Source organism: Rathayibacter sp. VKM Ac-2803, from assembly GCF_009807175.1.
Lineage (GTDB): Bacteria > Actinomycetota > Actinomycetes > Actinomycetales > Microbacteriaceae > Rathayibacter.
In genome coordinates, this window is record NZ_WUCD01000001.1 from 3,195,681 (window position 1) to 3,212,762 (window position 17,082).

Genomic DNA, 17,082 nt, shown 5'->3' on the forward strand with positions numbered 1-17,082 from the left:
CGCAGGGTTCCCACCCCTCGCTGATCGAGTAGCCCGCGCAGCGGGCGTATCGAGATCCACCTGCGTCGGACAGACAGCCCGAGAGCCCGATCCCCTGACGCTCGTGGATCGCGCCTCAGTGCGAGTAGACGGTGACCGGCGAGGAGAGCGGTCCGGGCGGCACGATCGGGTAGGAGGCGATCCGGCCGTCGGCCGCGATCGACACGGACGCCTGGACGGGCTGGTCGCTCGAGACCACGACGGAGTCGGTGCCCAGCTCGGTCGTCGCGGCCGCGAACGGCCCGATCTCGAGGGTGCGCGATCCTGACGCCGACTCGAGGACGACCGAAGCCGAGGAGTCGCTCGCGTTCGCGAGATGCAGGCGGGCGCCCGCCTCTCCGGTGCTGCCGATGCCGAACGGGACGGAGGTCGCCGTCCCGGAGGCGAACCAGGCGAAGTCGGTGCCGGCCGAGCCCGTCGAGCTCGAGCGTCCGGCCGCCACGATGGGCTGGTCGGAGGAGAGGGTCACCCGGTAGGAGCCGTCGGCGAGCCCGGTGAGGGGCACCTCGCCGACGCGACCGGCCGGCACGACGACCTGAGTGGAGGCGCCCAGCCCGCTCGGATCCTCGTTGGAGACCTCGATCGACACCGTGCTGTCGGCCTCGCCGGGGGTGAGGATGCGCAGCACCGGGCTGCCCGCTCCTCCGCTGCCGTCGTCGCTCGCCGTGTCGGCGGGTGGGGAGGCGACGGTGAAGCCCGAGATGACGGTGACGGTGTCGGGGCCGGCCGAGGGCGAGGAGGTCTCGACGCCCTCGGGAGTGAGCCCCGAGATGGCGCTGCTCTGGAGGCTCGCGGCGATCTCTCCGCCGCGCGCGGTCATCCGGACCACCGGCTGGACGACATCGGGCGCCAGTCCGGCGAGGGGCAGCGTGCGGACGGAGCCCGCCGGCACCACGATCCCGGTCGCGCCGGTGGCGCTGACGAGGCCCTGCTCGCCGTAGAGGGTCAGATCGACTGTCGCGGCGACCTCGCTGGCGTTCGCGAGCACGAGCACCGACGTGCGACCGACGTCGGTCGACCCGGCGACGAGCCAGCTGTCGGCCGTCGGCTCGGCGCAGCCGTGCGCCGAGAGGCCCGAGATCGACTCGTTCGCGATCGACTGGGTCGTCACTCCGCCGGGAGTGGGGTCGGAGTCGGCGGGCACGCTGAGACCGTCGATTCCGGAGCCCGGGGCCGCGACATCCGCCTCCGTGAGCACCGCGGAGCCCGAGGTCGAGCCGGCCGGCCACACCGTGGTCGCCGAGCCGCTGAATGCTCGCAGCTCCTCGGGTTCACCGGCGTCGATGAGGTCGCCCCCGCAGACCAGGGAGCCGTCGGCGGCGACCGGCGTGATCACGACGCCCTCCGCGGCGCGGCTCTCCGCGGGCAGCGGGATCAGCTGCGGGACGACGACCGCGGCGGCCGCCATGGCGAGCCCCGCGATCCCTGCTGCACCCCGGAGGGCCGAGCGGCGCCGACGGGCGGCGGACGGCCCGCGGCGGGTGGGCGTCGAGGCCGAGCTCTCGCTCGGGGCCCTGCGGCGGTCGGCGCGCTTCGTGCGGGCGGAGGACACGGCCTTCGCCGGCGTCTCCTGGTCGGTCGGATCAGACATCGTCGTTCCCGTCGTCGAACTGGCCGGTCGCCTCGCCGGGCTCGTCGTCGATCCCCGCCACCGCGGCGCCCGAGCGGGCGCGCTCGAGCGAGAGGCCCGTCGGCACCGCGAGCAGGACCGCGACGAGGAAGACGAGCAGGACGCCGACCGTGTAGGCGAGGCCGAAGGGCCCGACGACTCCCCTCGGTGCGGGATCGGCGCGGACGCCGTCGTCGTCGACGGCGCTCCAGAGGAGGCCGTAGCGGGTGTCGCCCACGGCGGAGAACGCCGCGTTGGCGTCGAGCGAGACGGCGGCGCGGGAGCGGACGGCCGAGGCCGCGCCGCTCGCCTGCGACTCGGTCGGCTCCGTCAGCACCACGAAGCGGACCCCGAGCTCGTCGAGGGCCGAGTCGACGTCGAGGCCGGTGCGCGACACGAGATTGCCCGCGAGCTCGTCGATGGCGTCCGTGCTCTCGGCTCCGGTCGCCGCGAGGGTCGACTGCTGGTCGAGAGTCGCGCCCGCTCCGCGCTCGAGGCGGGCGAGGATGCCGCCGTCGGCCTGCGGGACGAGCACGATCGTGCCGACCCGCGGGTCGTTCTGCGCCTCCGCGGCGACGTAGGCGGGCAGTGAGCGGTCGGAGGTCGTCGACACCGAGCCGGTCCCGAGCGGGAACGCACCGGCGAGCGGCGCGACGGCGATGACCACAGCGGCGGTCACGACGACGGCCGGGACGAGGCGGAAGGACGGCAGCGCCGCTACCGAGAGCGAGAAGCCGATGACGAGGCCGAGCCAGTAGAGGCTGAGGCCGGTCCCGCTCCAGACGGCGACCGACTCCGATCCGCTCGTCGCGACCTCGAGGCCCTGCGCCAGCGTCGCGGTCACCAGCCCGAGGGCGGCGACACCGACACCGCCGAGAGCCGAGAGGTTGTTCGGGAGGAGGAGCGACGCGAGCGCGGCGACGATGAGGGGCAGGATCAGCACGGCCGTCGCCAGCGTCGCGGCCGAGGCCGGGACGCTCAGATCCTGCAGGAAGCCCAGCCAGCTGTCGGGGAGCTGCGACGGGAAGCCCGCGAGCAGCGAGAACAGGTCGACGCGCGCCGAGGCGAGCGGGACCCCCGGATCGGCGAGGATCGCGAACCAGTCGCCCCGGCCGCCCTGAGCGACCACGATCGGGAACAGCAGGGCGAGGCCCGGGATCGGCAGCCCGGCGAAGCGGCCGATGCGGCGACCGGCCGTGGCGAGCACGACGATCCAGACGACCAGCAGCGGCGGCGCCAGGACCGGGGCGCAGGCCACGATGATCGCGGCGAGGATCGACGCGGTGGCGGAGGCCGACCACGAGCGGTACGCGCCGAAGCCGGCGAAGAACAGCCACGGCAGCAGCACGTGCACGAGGATCGCGGCCGGACGCCCGTCGGCCTGCGCCGCGAAGAAGGCGGGCGCGAGGATCCAGACGAGGGCTCCGGCGGCGCGTGCGATCGGTCGCGGGGTGATCCGCGCGATCATCAGCCAGGCGCCCATCGCCGCGAGCGGCAATGCCGTGAGGTAGAGCAGGACCATCGAGAAGCTCGGGGCCCAGAAGGTCAGCGAGCCGAGGACGGCGAGGACGGCGGCGAAGGGGTCCGCCGCTCCGATGAAGCCGGAGCCGAGGTCGCGCCAGCCGTAGGCGGCGTTCTGCCACAGCTCGCCGACCGTCGGGGACAGTGTGAGCAGCCCGCCACCGCTGATCGCGGACGCGGCGATGAGCGGCGTGTAGAGGATGAGACCGGCCAGCGCGGCGACGAGCACGATCCACACTCCGCCGCCCTGGAAGAACTGCAGAGGGTGGCGCTCGCGACTCGCCTGGACGCGGACGGCGTCGTGGCGGACCGAGCGCAGCTGCCGCACCACGTCGAGCGGGATCCGCAGGGGCGCGATCGCCTTCCAGCCCACGTTCTTCGACGAGCGGAGCACTCGGCGAGCGCGGAACACCTTGGTGCCGCCGAACGCCACGACGAACGAGGCGAGCAGCTCGCCTCCGACGAGCCCCGGCTGCTTGCGCAGGAGGCGGACGACGGCGCGTCCGACGGCGAGCGGCACCAGCGTGAGCCAGTGCAGGACGAGCAGGGCGACGGGCGCGTAGGCGAGCCGGCGGTGCAGCTGGGCGGTGCGGTGCTGCCGTGCGCGGCGACGCTCGCCGCCGTCGATGCGGCGTCCATCGGGGCGCTGCAGGCCGATGCGCGCCGTCGACACCCGGGCGTCGGGCACTCGGCTGACACGGTGACCCGCGAGGCGGGTGCGGAGGGAGAAGTCGAGGGCGTCGTCGACCACGGGGAGTCCCGGGTCGAAGCCGCCCAGCTCCTCCCAGAGGCTGTGCCGCACGAGCATGCCGCCCGCCGACACGGCGAGCACATCGGGAGTCGCGTCGTGCTGACCCTGGTCGAGCTCGTCCTCGACGAGGTGGACCGTGGTGCCGTAGCGCGTGATCGACTCGCCGTAGCTCCGGATGTAGCCGGTGCGCGTCCAGTCCATGACCTTCGGTCCGGCGACCGCGACCGACGGAGCGACCTCGACGGCTCCGAGGAGCGCCGCGAGGGCGCCAGGGTCGGGGGCGGAGTCCTGGGCGAGCAGCCAGAGCCACTCGTCCTCGCCCGCGGGAGGCTGCATCACGCGCACGGCGCGTGCCACGGCCTGACCGAAGGGCAGGTTCTCGGCCACCTGCACGAGCTGGGTCGGCCCCCATCCCGCGAGCAGCTCACCCGTCGCGTCCCGGGATCCTCCGTCGACGAACACGGTCGCATCGGGCTGGCGGGTCTGCGTCCGCAGCGCCGCGAGGGTTCGTTCGAGGTACGCCGCGCCGTTGCGCGCGACGAGGACGGCGGTGACTCGTGGATACATCGCGGACCACCCTAGGCGATGGCGACCGGGGCGCCGCCTGCGGCTCGCCGCCCTCCCCCGACGCACTCACGGCCACGCGATGAAGCGGCAGCAAGCAAGCGATCCTCCGCATCGCGTGGCCCGCCGGGAGGGCGAAGAGGAGGGGGCGAAGAGGAGAGGAGGGGAGGCAGGCGTGCGCTACGCCCGGCGGCGGAGCTTGCGGCGCTCGCGCTCCGAGAGGCCGCCCCAGATGCCGAAGCGCTCGTCGTTCTCGAGGGCGTACTCGAGGCACTGCGCCCGCACCTCGCACGAGGTGCAGATCTTCTTGGCGTCGCGGGTCGAGCCGCCCTTCTCGGGGAAGAAGGCCTCGGGGTCGGTCTGCGCGCACAGCGAGTCGACCTGCCAGGAGAGCGCGCCGCCGGGTGCCTCGCTCTCGGTGTCGACACCGCGGCGGACACCGGGGACGCCGAGCCGGACCGGATCGACGAACCAGTCCTCGGGCACTCCGGAGCGACCGGGGACGCCGTGGTTCTCGGGGAGATCGTTGCCTTCGGGGAGACTGTCGGGAAGTGCCATAACGTCTCCTACCCCGCCTGCGACCGATGAACAGCGAGCCGCTCGTCACCGGAGCTGCCGCAAGGTAATTACACCGGTGTCATTCGCTCAGGTCAAGTCGCGGACTGTAAACCCTCAACCCTCCGTGGAGGGTTCACGACACACCGGCGTGTCGCGACCGTGTCCGATCTCGCGGACGACGTCAGGCTGCGGCGCTGCTCCGGGCCTGCCAGGCGCTCTCGACCATCTCGGCGATGCTGTGGCGCATCTCCCAGCCCAGGTCGCGCGCCGCGGTCTCGCCCGAGGCGACGATGCGGGGCGGGTCTCCGGGGCGGCGCGGGGCGACCTCGGGGGTGAAGGCGATTCCCGTGCTGTCGGCGATCGCGCGCATGATCTCGCCGACCGAGGCGCCCGTGCCGCTGCCGAGGTTGTAGACCGGGTCGATCGGCTCGCCGGCCGAGAGGCGGCGGGCCGCGGCGACGTGCGCGAGGGCGAGGTCGGCGACGTGGATGTAGTCGCGGACGCAGGTGCCGTCGGGGGTCGGGTAGTCGTCGCCGTTGATGCGCGGCGTCCTCCCCGCGAGCAGCGCCTCGAAGACGAGCGGGAAGAGATTGTGCGGGCTCGTGTCGTAGACGTCCGGGTACCCCGAGCCGACGACGTTGAAGTAGCGGAGGGAGGCGTGCCGCACGCCGTGCGCCCGGCCCGCGTCGGCCAGCAGCCACTCGCCGATCAGCTTGGACTCGCCGTAGGGCGACTCCGGGCTCTTGGGGGTGGCCTCGGTCACCAGATCGACGTCGACCGCGCCGTAGACGGCCGCGCTGGAGGAGAAGACGATGGAGGAGACTCCGGCGCGCTGCATCGCGGCCAGCACGCGCATCGTCGCCGTCACGTTCTGCTCGTAGGTGTGCAGAGGGCGCTGGACCGACACTCCGGCGTACTTGAACCCGGCGACGTGCACCACGCCCTCGATCGAGTGTTCGGCGAAGACGCTGTCGAGCAGCGCCTCGTCGAGGATCGAGCCGCGGTGGAACGGGACGCCCTCGGGGACGAACGACTCGTGACCCGACGACAGGTCGTCGATGACGACGGGGTCGATGCCCTGCTCGGAGAACGCGCGCACCACGTGCGCCCCGATGTACCCGGCTCCCCCGGTGACCAGCCATGCCATGCGCTTCTCCCTCGCTGTCCGGCGCCCGCGCCGCGCGCCGGATGACACCCTATCGGCGCCCGGGGAACGGCTCGGCCTGGCAGGAACTCGACGCAGCGGGCTATCCTGCCGCCATGCTCCGTTCCGTCGCCCTCGTCGCCCTCCCCGACCTCGCGCCGTTCGAGTTCGGCGTCGTCTGCGAGGTCTTCGGCATCGACCGCAGCGAGCAGGGCGGGCCGGCCTTCGACTTCACGATCGTCACCGCCGACCCGGGCCCCGTCCGCACCAGCCTGGGCTTCGACATGGTGATCACCGAGGGGCTCGAGGCCGCTGAGGGCGCCGACCTGATCGCCGTGCCCGCGCACTCCCGGGGTCCCGTCGACGAGCGCGTCCTCGAGCTGCTGCGGCGCGCGCACGCCCGCGGCGCCTGGATCCTCAGCGTCTGCAGCGGCGCCTTCACTCTCGCGCAGGCGGGGCTCCTCGACGGCCGGCGCGCGACGACGCACTGGATGCACGCCGACGAGCTGGCGCAGCGCTTCCCCGCCGTCCGGGTCGACCCCGACGTGCTCTTCGTGCAGGAGGGCCGGATCGTCACCAGCGCCGGGACCGCGGCCGGGATCGACGCGTCGCTGCACATCGTCCGCGAGGAGCTCGGCGCCGCGGTCGCCAACGTCGTCGCCCGGCGGATGGTCGTGCCCCCGCAGCGCCACGGCGGCCAGGCGCAGTACATCCGCACCCCGATCGCCGAGGTGCGCGCCGACTCGTTCGCGGGTGTCACCGACTGGATGCTCGACAACCTCGACCAGGACCTGACGGTCGAGGTCCTCGCCCGCCGCGCGCTGATGTCGCCGCGCACCTTCGCGCGCCGGTTCCGCGCCGACCTGGGCACCACTCCGCTCGCCTGGCTGAACCGCCAGCGCCTGCTGCGCGCGCAGCAGCTCCTGGAGGAGAGCGACCTGCCCCTCGAGACGATCGCCGGCCGCGTGGGGTTCGGCACGGGCGCCGTCATGCGGCACCACTTCGTGCGGGTGCTGCAGACGACGCCGGCGGCCTACCGCCGCACCTTCGCCTGTGCCGAGGCCTCCTGAGCAGTGCCGACGACCGCCGCCGGGCGCACCTCCGGCTCGTGGAATCCACACGGGCTCGCAGGATCAGGTGATTCCGACGAGCCGGACGTCATCGCGCGAGCCGGACGCAGTTCTCCGAGCCGGAAGTCGTTCCACGAGCCCGAGAGGCGTCGGGAGGCGCCTCTCGCAGCAGTATCGCGTCAGACCGTGGCGACGAACAGCGTCCCGTGCCCCGTCACGGCCAGCGCCTGCTCCGACGGAGTGACGTAGACGCTCCCGCCCCGCTCGATCCGGGTCTCCCCGTCCGCGCCGCGCAGCGTGAACTCCCCCGCGGTCGCGATCGCGATCGCCGGACCCGTCATCGGCACCGTCACCGGCTCCTCCGACACCGGCTCGACGACCGAGAGCACGAAGTCGGGGACGTCGGGGCGGTAGACGCTCAGCCCGGCGGCCGGCTCCTCCGGGTGCAGGTACGGCACCGGCAGCGGCGAGAAGTCGAGGACGTCCACCAGCTCGTGCACGTCGATGTGCTTGGGGGTGAGCCCGCCGCGCAGCACGTTGTCGGAGGCCGCCATCAGCTCGACGCCCGTGCCGAGGAGGTAGGCGTGGATGTTGCCGGCCGGCAGATACAGCACCTCGCCCCGCGCGAGGCGCACCCGGTTGAGCAGCAGCGAGAGCGCGATCCCGGGGTCGCCGGGGTAGCTGTCCGCGAGATCGCGGACGGTGGCGGTCTCGAGCCGGTCGTCGCCCTCGGACGACGCCACGACGGCGGCGACCAGCGCCGCCACCTCGTCGCGGTTGCCGTCCTCGAGCAGCCAGGTCACGGCGTGGCGCAGCACCGCCTCCGGCTCCCCCTCGAGCGTCCGCGCGAACGCGGTGATCGCCTCTGCCGCGGGCCCGGTGGCCCGGCCGGCGAGGTCGGCGAGGAGCGCCCGGGTGCCGGCGGGCTCGCGGAACCCGCAGAGCGCGTCGAAGGTCTCGCTCAGCGCGTAGATCAGCTCGGGCTTGTGGAAAGGGTCCTTGTAGTTGCGGTTCGCCGCGTCGCGCGGGACGCCGGCCTCGTCCTCCTCGACGAAGCGGCGCCGCGCGGTCTCGGACGAGGGGTGCGCCTGCAGCGAGAGCGGTCCGCCGGCCGCGAGGATCTTGAGGAGGAACGGCAGGCGGGGTGCGCCCGAGACCGGGTCCACCGAGCCCTGCACCCCGGCGAGCGCCGCCTCCGGGTCGTGCGCGAGGTACTCCGCGAGGGTCGAGGCGCCGACGGAGGCGGGGTCGAGGATGCGCGACGGCGAGCCGGGGTGCGCCCCCAGCCAGAGCTCCGCCTCGGGCGATCCGGACGCCGGGGTGCCGAGCGCCTCCGAGATGCCGGTGAGCGAGCCCCAGGCGTAGTCGCGGGGGGTGTTGCCGATCGGGATGAACACGGGGCGGCCGCCTTCCGTCGAGACAGTGGGGTCGGAGCCGCACGTCCCGGGGCCGCTCCGCCCCGACGCTAGCAGGATCTACAAGGCCGACGGCCGCTGACGGCGGCGCCCTTGGCGCTCTCCGCCAGCGGGCGCGGCGGGCGCGCCCCTCCTTCGTACGCTGGGAGGAGCCGCATCGTCGCCGCTCCCGCGGCACCGGTCGATGCGCCACGAGAGCAACGGAGCGATGGAGCATGGACAGCACGACCTTCGAGATCCTGGCGGCCGACTTCTACGGGTTCGAGGGGCGGCTCACGCCCGCCGAGAAGCAGCTGATCACCGGCGTCCGCGCCTTCCTCGAGGCCGAGGTGCGTCCGATCGCCGACGACTACTGGGAGCGCGCCGAGTTCCCGCGGCAGCTGATCCCCGGCATCCACGCCTCCGGAGTCGTCGGCCTCTCGTGGCCCGAGACCCGGGCGATCGAGAACTCGGCCGTGTTCCGCGGCTGGGTCGCGCTCGAGCTCGGCCGGGTCGACGCCGGCATCGCGACCTACGTCGGGGTGCAGAACGGACTCGTCATGGGCACCGTCGGCGTCGCCGGGTCGCCGGAGCAGCGCGCCGAGTGGCTCCCGAAGCTCGCCTCGGGCGAGGTGATCGGCGCCTTCGGCCTCACCGAGCCGCAGTCCGGCTCCGACTCGGCGCAGGGCCTGCGCACCACCGCCCGCCGCGAGGGCGACAGCTGGGTGCTCGACGGCGCCAAGCGCTGGATCGGCAACGCGACCTTCAGCGACATCACCGTGATCTGGGCGAAGGACGTCGCCGACGGCCAGGTGAAGGGCTTCCTCGTCCCCACCCAGGCGCCCGGCTACCGGGCGACGGCGATCGCGCGCAAGCAGAGCCTGCGCACCGTGCAGAACGCCGACATCGTGCTCGAGGGCGTCGTCGTGCCCGAGTCGCTCCGCCTGCAGGGCGCGAACTCCTTCCGCGACACCGCGAAGGTCCTCCGCCTCACCCGCGCCGAGGTCGCATGGCAGGCGATCGGAGTCGCGATCGGCGCCTACGACGCGGCCCTGCGCTACGCCCGCGAGCGCGTCCAGTTCGGCAAGCCGCTCGTCGAGCACCAGCTCGTGCAGGACCTGCTGGTGAAGAGCATCGGCAACATCACGGCCAGCATCGCTCTCGCGACCCGGGTCTCCGAGATGCTGGACGACGACGAGCAGCGCGACGAGCACTCCGCCCTCGCCAAGGCGTACACGACATCGCGGATGCGCGAGACGGTGGCCTGGTGCCGCGAGGTGATGGGCGGCAACGGCATCGTGCTCGACTACGGAGTCGCGCGGTTCTTCGCCGACGCGGAGGCGCTCTACTCGTACGAGGGCACGCGCGAGATGAACACTCTGATCGTCGGCCGCGCCATCACCGGCAGCGCGGCGTTCGTCTGAGCCGGGCCGACCCGCCCGCTCCCTAGACTGATCGCCATGATCCGACGCGCCGCGCCCGCCGCTCCCCGAGCGCTCGCGGTCGCGGTGCTCACGGTCATGGTGGGCGGCCAGGCGCTGCGCAACCTGCTCGGCTGGTGGGGCTGGGGCGCCGTCGTCGCGGCGCTCCTCGTCGCGTGCGTCGCGCTGGTCGTCCGCGAGCGGCCGCGCCTGCGCTGGAGCCGGACCCCGAAGTCGCTGGTCGCGTTCCTCGCACTGGCGGTCCTGTCGCTGCTGTGGTCGGCCTACCCCGGCGCGAGCGCGATCGGCATCGTCGCGCAGCTGGCCACCACGTTCGGCGGCGTGGTCATCGCCCTGACGCTCGGCGTCCGCTCCTTCGTGACCGCCCTCGGGCGAGCGCTGCGGATCACGGTCGGCCTCTCCCTCCTGTTCGAGCTGGTGATCGCGGTGTTCGTGCGGCAGCCGGTCCTGCCGGTGGTCATCGACCTGCCCGACGGCCGCATCCCCGACGCGTTCTACTGGTCGCTGGCCGACCTCTTCACCGGCGAGCCGATCCAGGGCATCGTCGGCAACCGCAACCTGCTGGGCTTCGTCGCGCTGCTCGGCCTGATCGTCGTCGCGATCGAGCTCGCGTCGCACAGCATCCGCCGTCGGTGGGGCGCGCTCTGGGCCGTCCTCTTCGTCGCCGCACTGCTGCTCACGCGCTCCTCGACCGTGATCCTGTGCGCCGTCGCCGTCGCGCTGGCCGCCGCCCTGGCCCTCTGGGCCCGGCGCCGCGGGGAGTCGGGGCGCCGGCCCGTGTACGCCACCGCGCTCGGGATCGTCGGCGTCACCGTCGCCGGCACGATCGTCGGCTGGAGCGCCCTGCTCGGCCTCCTGGGCAAGAGCGACGACGCGACGGGCCGGCTCGACATCTGGCGGGCCGTCTGGGCTCTCGCCTCCGAGCGTCCCGTGCTCGGCTGGGGCTGGGTCAGCTACTGGGCGCCGTGGGCGGCCCCCTTCGACACCCTCGCCGAGCGCAAGGGCGTGCTCTACCTGCAGGCGCACGACGCCTGGCTCGACGTCTGGTTCCAGCTCGGGATCGTCGGCCTCGTCCTCTTCGTCGCCCTGGCCGCCTCGACGCTCTGGCGCTCGTGGTTCCGCGCGGTCGACCGCCCCCGCCGCAGCGCCACCACGACGCTCCCCTACTCGGCGACGTCGCTCGCACCGCTGCTGCTGAGCGTCGCGCTGCTCGCCCAGTCGCTGGCCGAGAGCCGCATCCTGATCGAGGGCGGCTGGCTCCTCCTGGTCGCCCTCGCCGTCCTGACGAAGCAGCCCGCGAACGAGACGGAGGATGCGCTCACCGCCGAGCCGATCCCCCTCGCCGTCGAGCGCTCCGGTCGATGAGCGATCGGACGCCGTCCGCGCTCCCGGCGTCCCTCGCGGACGCACTGGTCTCGCCGCAGTTCGCCGCCGCGCTCGCGCAGACCTCCCTCGTCGTCGTGCTCTGCGCGCCCGCTGTCCGCGGTGTCATCGGCTGGCCGGGCTACGTCGCCGCGATCGCGACGCTGACGATCCTCGCGGGTGGGATGCTGATCCTCCGGCGCGGGATGCTCGACTGGGAGGGCCTGCTGCCGACGAGCATCCTGGTCTTCCTCGGCTGGATCGGCCTGAGCGTGCTGTGGAGCGGCTACCAGTGGGCGACCGTCTCGAGCGTGGCGTACCAGTTCGCCCTGGCGTTCCTCGCGATCGCGATCGGGCTGACGCGGGACATCATCCAGATCATCCGCGCGGTCGGCGACGTGATGCGAGTCGTCCTGGTCGCCTCCCTGGCGGTCGAGGTGCTGGCCGGCGTGCTGATCGACCGCCCGCTGCGCTTCCTCGGCGTCGAGGGCCTGCTCGCCTCGGGCGGCCCGGTCCAGGGGCTGGTCGGCACGCGCAACCAGCTCGGCCTGGTCTGCCTGCTGGCGATCGTCACCTTCTCGATCGAGCTCGTGACGCGCTCGCTCGCCCGCGGCCCCGCCATCGCCTCGATCGTGCTGGCCGCTCTCACCCTGCTCTTCACGCGCTCGGCCGTCAGCGCGGGGGTGCTGGTCGTCGCCGCCGTCGTCGCCCTCGCCCTCCGCTGGGTGCGGCGCGGCGACGGCGGTCAGCGGCGGCGCCGGCAGTACGTCACGGTGAGCATCGCGGCCGCCGCCGCTCTGACCGCGTGGATCTTCCGCTCGCGGATCATCGACATGCTCAACGCGGGCAGCGAGTTCGAGTTCCGGGTGCGGCTCTGGGAGCAGGTCGGGCGGTTCACCGATCTCGCCCCGATCATCGGCTGGGGCTGGGTGGGGTACTGGCGCACCGATCTGTACCCCTTCACCGCCATCGACTACCTCTCGGGCCGGCCGCACTCGTCGAGTCTCAACGCGGTCTTCGACCTGGCCCTGCAGGTCGGCGTCGTCGGAGTGGTGCTGTTCCTGGTCCTGATCGGACTCGCGCTGTGGCGCTCCTGGCTGATCGCGTCCGAGCGCAAGGCGGTCGTGCACGTCTGGCCCGTCCTGGTGCTCACGGTGCTGATCATCACCGCGCTCGCCGAGAGCTCGATCCTGCTCGACGCGGGCTGGCTGCTCGTGGTGATCTGCGCGATGCGCGCCGCGCAGGGGCTCAGCTGGCGGCGCCTCCTGCACCCGAGGGACTGACCCTCGACGCCGCCCTCTGCGCGGCGACCGCGCGGAAGACGGCCAGGTGCTCCTCGCGGCAGCGCTCCCAGCTGAAGCGGCGGGCGCGCTCGACACCGAGCGGCCCGAGCTCGGGGCCGCGCCCGATCGCCTCGAGGATCCCGTCGGCGATCGAGCGCGGGTCGAGCGGATCGACGTACACGGCGGCGTCGCCGCAGATCTCGGGCAGCGAGCCCGCAGAGGAGGCGGCGACGGGGCAGCCGGACGCCATCGCCTCGATCGGCGGGAAGCCGAAGCCCTCGTAGAGACTCGGGAAGGCCAGCGCCGCTGCACGGCGGTAGAGCTCGGCGAGCTCCTGCTCGGTGACGTGACCGCGCCAGTCGACGAAGTCGGGCAGCGGAGCGAGCCGGTCGAGGTCGCCGCCCGTCAGCACCAGGCGGAACGGGTGGCCGTCGGCGCGCAGCAGGCGCATCGCCTCGAAGAGCCGCGCGTGGTTCTTGTGCGGCCAGGCGCGCGCCGGGTAGAGGACGAAGTCCTCCCGCTTCCCCAGGTTCGGGCGGAACCGCTCGGTGTCCACGCCCAGGTGCGAGACGTGGATCCGCTCCTCGGGGATGCCGAGGAGCTCGACGATGCGGCTCTTCGTGAAGGCGCTGATGGTGATGACGGCGTCGGCGCGGCGCGCGGTGGCCTCGTAGGCGACCCTCCGGAACACCCGCTCGATGCGCGGGAACAGCTGCGGGAGGTCGCGGTGCTGCAGGTCGAAGACCATCTGCACGTGCCCCTGCCTGCGCGACGGGTAGGGCAGCGGCACGGTGAAGGGGAAGTAGAGGATCTCGTCGCGGCCGAGCAGCCGGCGCAGCCGGAGCGTGCGGACGGCCGCCTGGAGCATCCCGATCGCGCGGCGGCGGTGCCCGGCGCCGCTGACCACTCCGCGCGCGACGACCTCGGGCACTCCCTCGCTGAAGCCCCGCGCGTTCTCGGGCACGAGCGCACGGACGCGCAGCCCCTCCTCGCCGGCGCGGGGCACCAGGAGGCGCGTCAGCGCACGGGCGTAGGTCTCGCCGCCGCCCATCCCGCCCGGATCGACGGTGAGCACGGCGAGGGTGACGGGGAGGTTCTCGGGCATGGCGTCCAATCGCGTTCCGATCCCGGCGAAGCCGATCGATCCGGTGTCCCGGTCGTTCCCGAGCCGGGTCAGGATACCCGCGCGGCCCGCTCCCGGCGGCGGCGGCGGCGGACGTCCACTCGGGCGCCGCCCCGGGCCGGATCCCCGGCCTCCGGGAGGCCGATGGGTAGTATGTAGCCCGCTGTCATCGACCCACGACGAAACGGACCACCACGTGCCCCGCGCTTTGATCACCGGAATCACCGGCCAGGACGGCCTGTACCTCGCCGAACTGCTCGTCTCGAAGGGCTACGAGGTCTTCGGCCTGGTCCGCGGGCAGAACAACCCCAAGTACGAGCTGGTCCGCCGCACCGTCCCCGAGGTCACGCTGCTCACGGGCGACCTGACCGACGTCTCGAGCCTCGTCCGCGTGCTCGCCGTGGCCCAGCCCGACGAGGTCTACAACCTCGGCGCGATCTCGTTCGTCGCCTACTCGTGGGAGAACGCGTCGCTCACCACCGACGTCACCGGCAAGGGCGTCCTGAACATCCTCGAGGCCACGCGCCTCTACGCCGGCTCCGACATGTCGCGCGTGAAGTTCTACCAGGCCTCCTCCTCCGAGATGTTCGGCAAGGTGCAGCAGGTCCCCCAGAGCGAGGAGACCCTCCTCTGGCCGCGCTCGCCCTACGGTGTCGCGAAGGTCTTCGGTCACTACATGACCATCAACTACCGCGAGTCGTACGACATGCACGCCTCCTCGGGCATCCTCTTCAACCACGAGTCGCCCCGCCGCGGCCCGGAGTTCGTCACCCGCAAGATCAGCCTCGCGGTGGCCCGCATCAAGCTCGGACTGCAGGAGACCCTGGAGCTCGGCAACCTCGACGCCAAGCGCGACTGGGGCTTCGCCGGCGACTACGTCGATGCGATGTGGCGCATGCTGCAGCAGCCCGAGGGTGACGACTACGTCGTCGCGACCGGGGAGACGCACGAGATCCGCGAGTACCTCGACATCGCCTTCCGGCACGTCGGCATCGAGGACTGGACCCCCTACGTCACGCAGAACCCCGCGTTCATGCGTCCCGCCGAGGTCGACCTGCTCATCGGCGACCCGGCGAAGGCCCGCACCGTCCTCGGCTGGGAGCCCAAGGTCTCCTTCCCCGAGCTGGTCGCGATGATGGTCGAGAACGACCTCGCCGAGCAGACCCAGCTGAACAGGTAGTCGCCGTGCCGGTCGCCTTCGTCACCGGGGCGAGCGGGCAGGACGGGGGCTACCTCGTCGAGCGCCTGCTCGCGGACGGCTGGGACGTCGCAGCCCTCGTGCGCGGAGGGGACGACTCGTCGCTCCCCTCCGCCGTCCGTCCCTTCGAGGGCGACCTCCGCGATGCGGCCGGCCTCGGCCGCGCCGTGGCGGCGGCGGCACCGGACGCGCTGTTCCACCTCGCCGGCATCTCCTCCGTCGCGCAGTCCTGGCAGGAGCCGGTCCTCACCGCCGAGGTCACCGGCACCGCCGTCGCGGCGCTGCTCGAGGCCGCGATGGCGCTGCAGGAGTCGTCGGGCCGCGAGGTCCGCTTCGTGCAGGCCTCCTCCTCCGAGATCTTCGGCGCCGCCACCGAGAACCCGCAGACGGAGTCGACCCCGATCCGCCCGGTCTCGCCCTACGGCGCGGCCAAGGCGTTCGCGCACCACCTCGTCGGCGTCTACCGCGGCCGGGGCCTGCACGCGTCCTCCGCGATCCTGTACAACCACGAGTCGCCCCGCCGGCCCGAGAGCTTCGTCACCCGCAAGATCACGGCCGGAGTCGCGGCCATCGCCGTCGGCGCGGCCGAGGAGCTCTCGCTGGGGAACCTCGACGCCCGCCGGGACTGGGGCTGGGCGCCCGACTACGTCGACGCCCTGCTCCGCGCCTCGCGCGCCGAGAGCGCCGACGACTACGTCGTCGCCACCGGGGTCGCGCACTCGGTCCGCGAGTTCGTCGGCGCCGCCTTCGCGGCCGCCGGCATCGACGAGTGGGAGGACCGCGTCGTCATCGACCCGCGCTTCGCCCGCCCGGTCGACGCCCCCGAGATGCGCGGAGACGCCTCCAAGGCCCGCGAGGCCCTGGGCTGGGCGCCGACCGTCGGCTTCGAGGACATCGTCGCGAGGATGGTCGAGAACGACCTCGAGCTCGCCCGCCGAGCACGCTGACGCCGCACACGCTCCCTCCCGTGCCGCCACGGCGGTGCTCCGGGGAGGGTACGTACAATGATCTGGCTGCCGCCACGGCAGTGCTATGGCTGGGAGACCGATGAGCACCAGGAATTCGACGATCACGCGCGCGGCTGACCGCGTCGACGCGATCGATCGCGAGCCCTTCCACCAGAGCGGCACGCAGCCGGGCGTCGGGCGCAAGAGCGGCTTCGTCTCGTCCCTCGTCGACATCTTCAAGCACCGCGAGCTCCTCAAGCTCCTCGTCAACCGCGAGCTCAAGGCCCGCTACAAGGACTCGAGCCTCGGCTTCGTCTGGACGCTCATCCGCCCGCTCGTGATGCTGATGATCTACTACGTCGCGATCGGCCAGTTCCTCGGCGCTGCCCGCGGGATCCCGGTGTTCGCGATCTTCGTCTTCTGCGGACTGACGCTGTGGAACCTCTTCAGCGAGATCGTCGCCACCGGCACCACCTCGATCCTCGCGAACGCCGGACTCATCAAGAAGGTCTACCTCCCGCGCGAGATCTTCCCCGTCGCCACGATCGGCGCTGCCCTGTTCAACTTCGCGGTGCAGTTCCTGGTGCTGATCGTCGGCGCCATAGCCCTCGGCGCGTTCGAGTTCAGCTGGCAGCTGCTCTTCATCTTCCCGGCCCTCGCGGTCACGCTCGTCTACGGGCTGGCGCTCGCTCTCGCGCTGTCGGCGCTCAACGTCTACCTGCGCGACATCCAGTTCCTCGTCGAGGTCGGCCTGCTCATCTTCTTCTGGCTCTCGCCGATCACGTACGCCTGGTCGTTCGTCGTCGAGACGGTGCCGCCGTGGCTCGAGCAGATCTACCTGCTGAACCCGATGACCAACGCCATGCTCGCCTTCCAGCGCGCCATCTGGGGACCGGGTTCGCGCGAGACGCAGGTCGAGCAGACCGACGGCACCTTCCGCGCCGTCGCCGGGCAGCCGTGGCCGGCCGACATGGCCCTCCACCTGCTCATCGTCTTCCTCGTGGGGCTGGTGCTGGTGTGGGTCTCCCACCGCATCTTCCGCCGCCTCGAGGGCAACTTCGCCCAGGAGATCTGACC

General features: G+C 72.7%; 13 protein-coding genes. 7 read left to right on the forward strand and 6 right to left on the reverse strand.

Annotated elements, in window-relative coordinates; all coding sequences use genetic code 11:
- Positions 1 to 115 precede the first annotated feature (115 nt).
- The 4 genes from GRS96_RS14925 to galE all read right to left on the reverse strand — a co-directional run bounded on the left by GRS96_RS14925 (position 116) and on the right by galE (position 6,189).
- Positions 116 to 1,630: a DUF5719 family protein gene (locus GRS96_RS14925; RefSeq protein ID WP_159856636.1), complete on the reverse strand. Its 1,515-nt coding sequence runs from the start codon at positions 1,628 to 1,630 to the stop codon at positions 116 to 118.
- Positions 1,623 to 4,487 (reverse strand): glycosyltransferase family 2 protein, encoded by a 2,865-nt coding sequence (locus GRS96_RS14930; protein ID WP_159988858.1) that lies wholly within the window; start codon positions 4,485 to 4,487, stop codon positions 1,623 to 1,625. Before GRS96_RS14930 ends, GRS96_RS14925 begins: the two co-directional genes overlap by 8 nt.
- 177 nt (positions 4,488 to 4,664) lie before the next feature.
- Entirely contained in the window at positions 4,665 to 5,042 is a 378-nt protein-coding gene (locus GRS96_RS14935) for a WhiB family transcriptional regulator (protein ID WP_159988859.1), read from the reverse strand.
- Positions 5,043 to 5,223: 181 nt separating this feature from the next.
- Positions 5,224 to 6,189 (reverse strand): UDP-glucose 4-epimerase GalE, encoded by a 966-nt coding sequence (galE, locus tag GRS96_RS14940; RefSeq protein WP_159856642.1) that lies wholly within the window; start codon positions 6,187 to 6,189, stop codon positions 5,224 to 5,226.
- 113 nt (positions 6,190 to 6,302) lie between these two features.
- On the opposite strand from galE, the gene GRS96_RS14945 reads away from it, so the two are divergent.
- Positions 6,303 to 7,256, forward strand: coding sequence for a GlxA family transcriptional regulator (locus tag GRS96_RS14945; protein WP_159856644.1), 954 nt, complete (start codon positions 6,303 to 6,305; stop codon positions 7,254 to 7,256).
- Between the two features lie 179 nt (positions 7,257 to 7,435).
- On the opposite strand, the gene manA is transcribed toward GRS96_RS14945, so the two are convergent.
- Positions 7,436 to 8,653: a mannose-6-phosphate isomerase, class I gene (gene manA, locus GRS96_RS14950; protein WP_159988860.1), complete on the reverse strand. Its 1,218-nt coding sequence runs from the start codon at positions 8,651 to 8,653 to the stop codon at positions 7,436 to 7,438.
- Between the two features lie 233 nt (positions 8,654 to 8,886).
- On the opposite strand from manA, the gene GRS96_RS14955 reads away from it, so the two are divergent.
- Genes GRS96_RS14955 through GRS96_RS14965 form a run of 3 tightly spaced genes read left to right on the forward strand, consistent with a single transcriptional unit; the run spans position 8,887 to position 12,737 of the window.
- Positions 8,887 to 10,074 carry an acyl-CoA dehydrogenase family protein gene (locus tag GRS96_RS14955; RefSeq protein WP_159856648.1) on the forward strand — a complete coding sequence of 396 codons (1,188 nt, stop codon included), beginning with the start codon at positions 8,887 to 8,889 and terminating at the stop codon, positions 10,072 to 10,074.
- A gap of 36 nt (positions 10,075 to 10,110) precedes the next feature.
- Entirely contained in the window at positions 10,111 to 11,457 is a 1,347-nt protein-coding gene (locus tag GRS96_RS14960) for an O-antigen ligase family protein (protein ID WP_159856650.1), read from the forward strand.
- A complete protein-coding gene (locus GRS96_RS14965; protein WP_159988861.1) occupies positions 11,454 to 12,737 on the forward strand; it encodes an O-antigen ligase family protein in 1,284 nt (427 codons plus the stop codon). Before GRS96_RS14960 ends, GRS96_RS14965 begins: the two co-directional genes overlap by 4 nt.
- On the opposite strand, the gene GRS96_RS14970 is transcribed toward GRS96_RS14965, so the two are convergent.
- Positions 12,703 to 13,842: a glycosyltransferase family 4 protein gene (locus GRS96_RS14970; protein WP_159988862.1), complete on the reverse strand. Its 1,140-nt coding sequence runs from the start codon at positions 13,840 to 13,842 to the stop codon at positions 12,703 to 12,705. The two genes, GRS96_RS14965 and GRS96_RS14970, sit on opposite strands and share 35 nt — an antisense overlap.
- 214 nt (positions 13,843 to 14,056) lie before the next feature.
- Between GRS96_RS14970 and GRS96_RS14975 the strand changes: the two genes are divergently transcribed.
- The 3 genes from GRS96_RS14975 (at position 14,057) to GRS96_RS14985 (ending at position 17,080) form a co-directional block, all read left to right on the forward strand.
- On the forward strand, positions 14,057 to 15,040 hold the full coding sequence (locus tag GRS96_RS14975) for a GDP-mannose 4,6-dehydratase (protein ID WP_159856656.1): 984 nt from the start codon (positions 14,057 to 14,059) through the stop codon (positions 15,038 to 15,040).
- A 5-nt stretch (positions 15,041 to 15,045) separates the two neighbouring features.
- Positions 15,046 to 16,005, forward strand: a complete 960-nt coding sequence (locus GRS96_RS14980; protein ID WP_159988863.1) for a GDP-mannose 4,6-dehydratase — start codon at positions 15,046 to 15,048, stop codon at positions 16,003 to 16,005.
- 100 nt (positions 16,006 to 16,105) lie between these two features.
- A complete protein-coding gene (locus GRS96_RS14985; protein WP_159856660.1) occupies positions 16,106 to 17,080 on the forward strand; it encodes an ABC transporter permease in 975 nt (324 codons plus the stop codon).
- Positions 17,081 to 17,082: the final 2 nt, after the last annotated feature.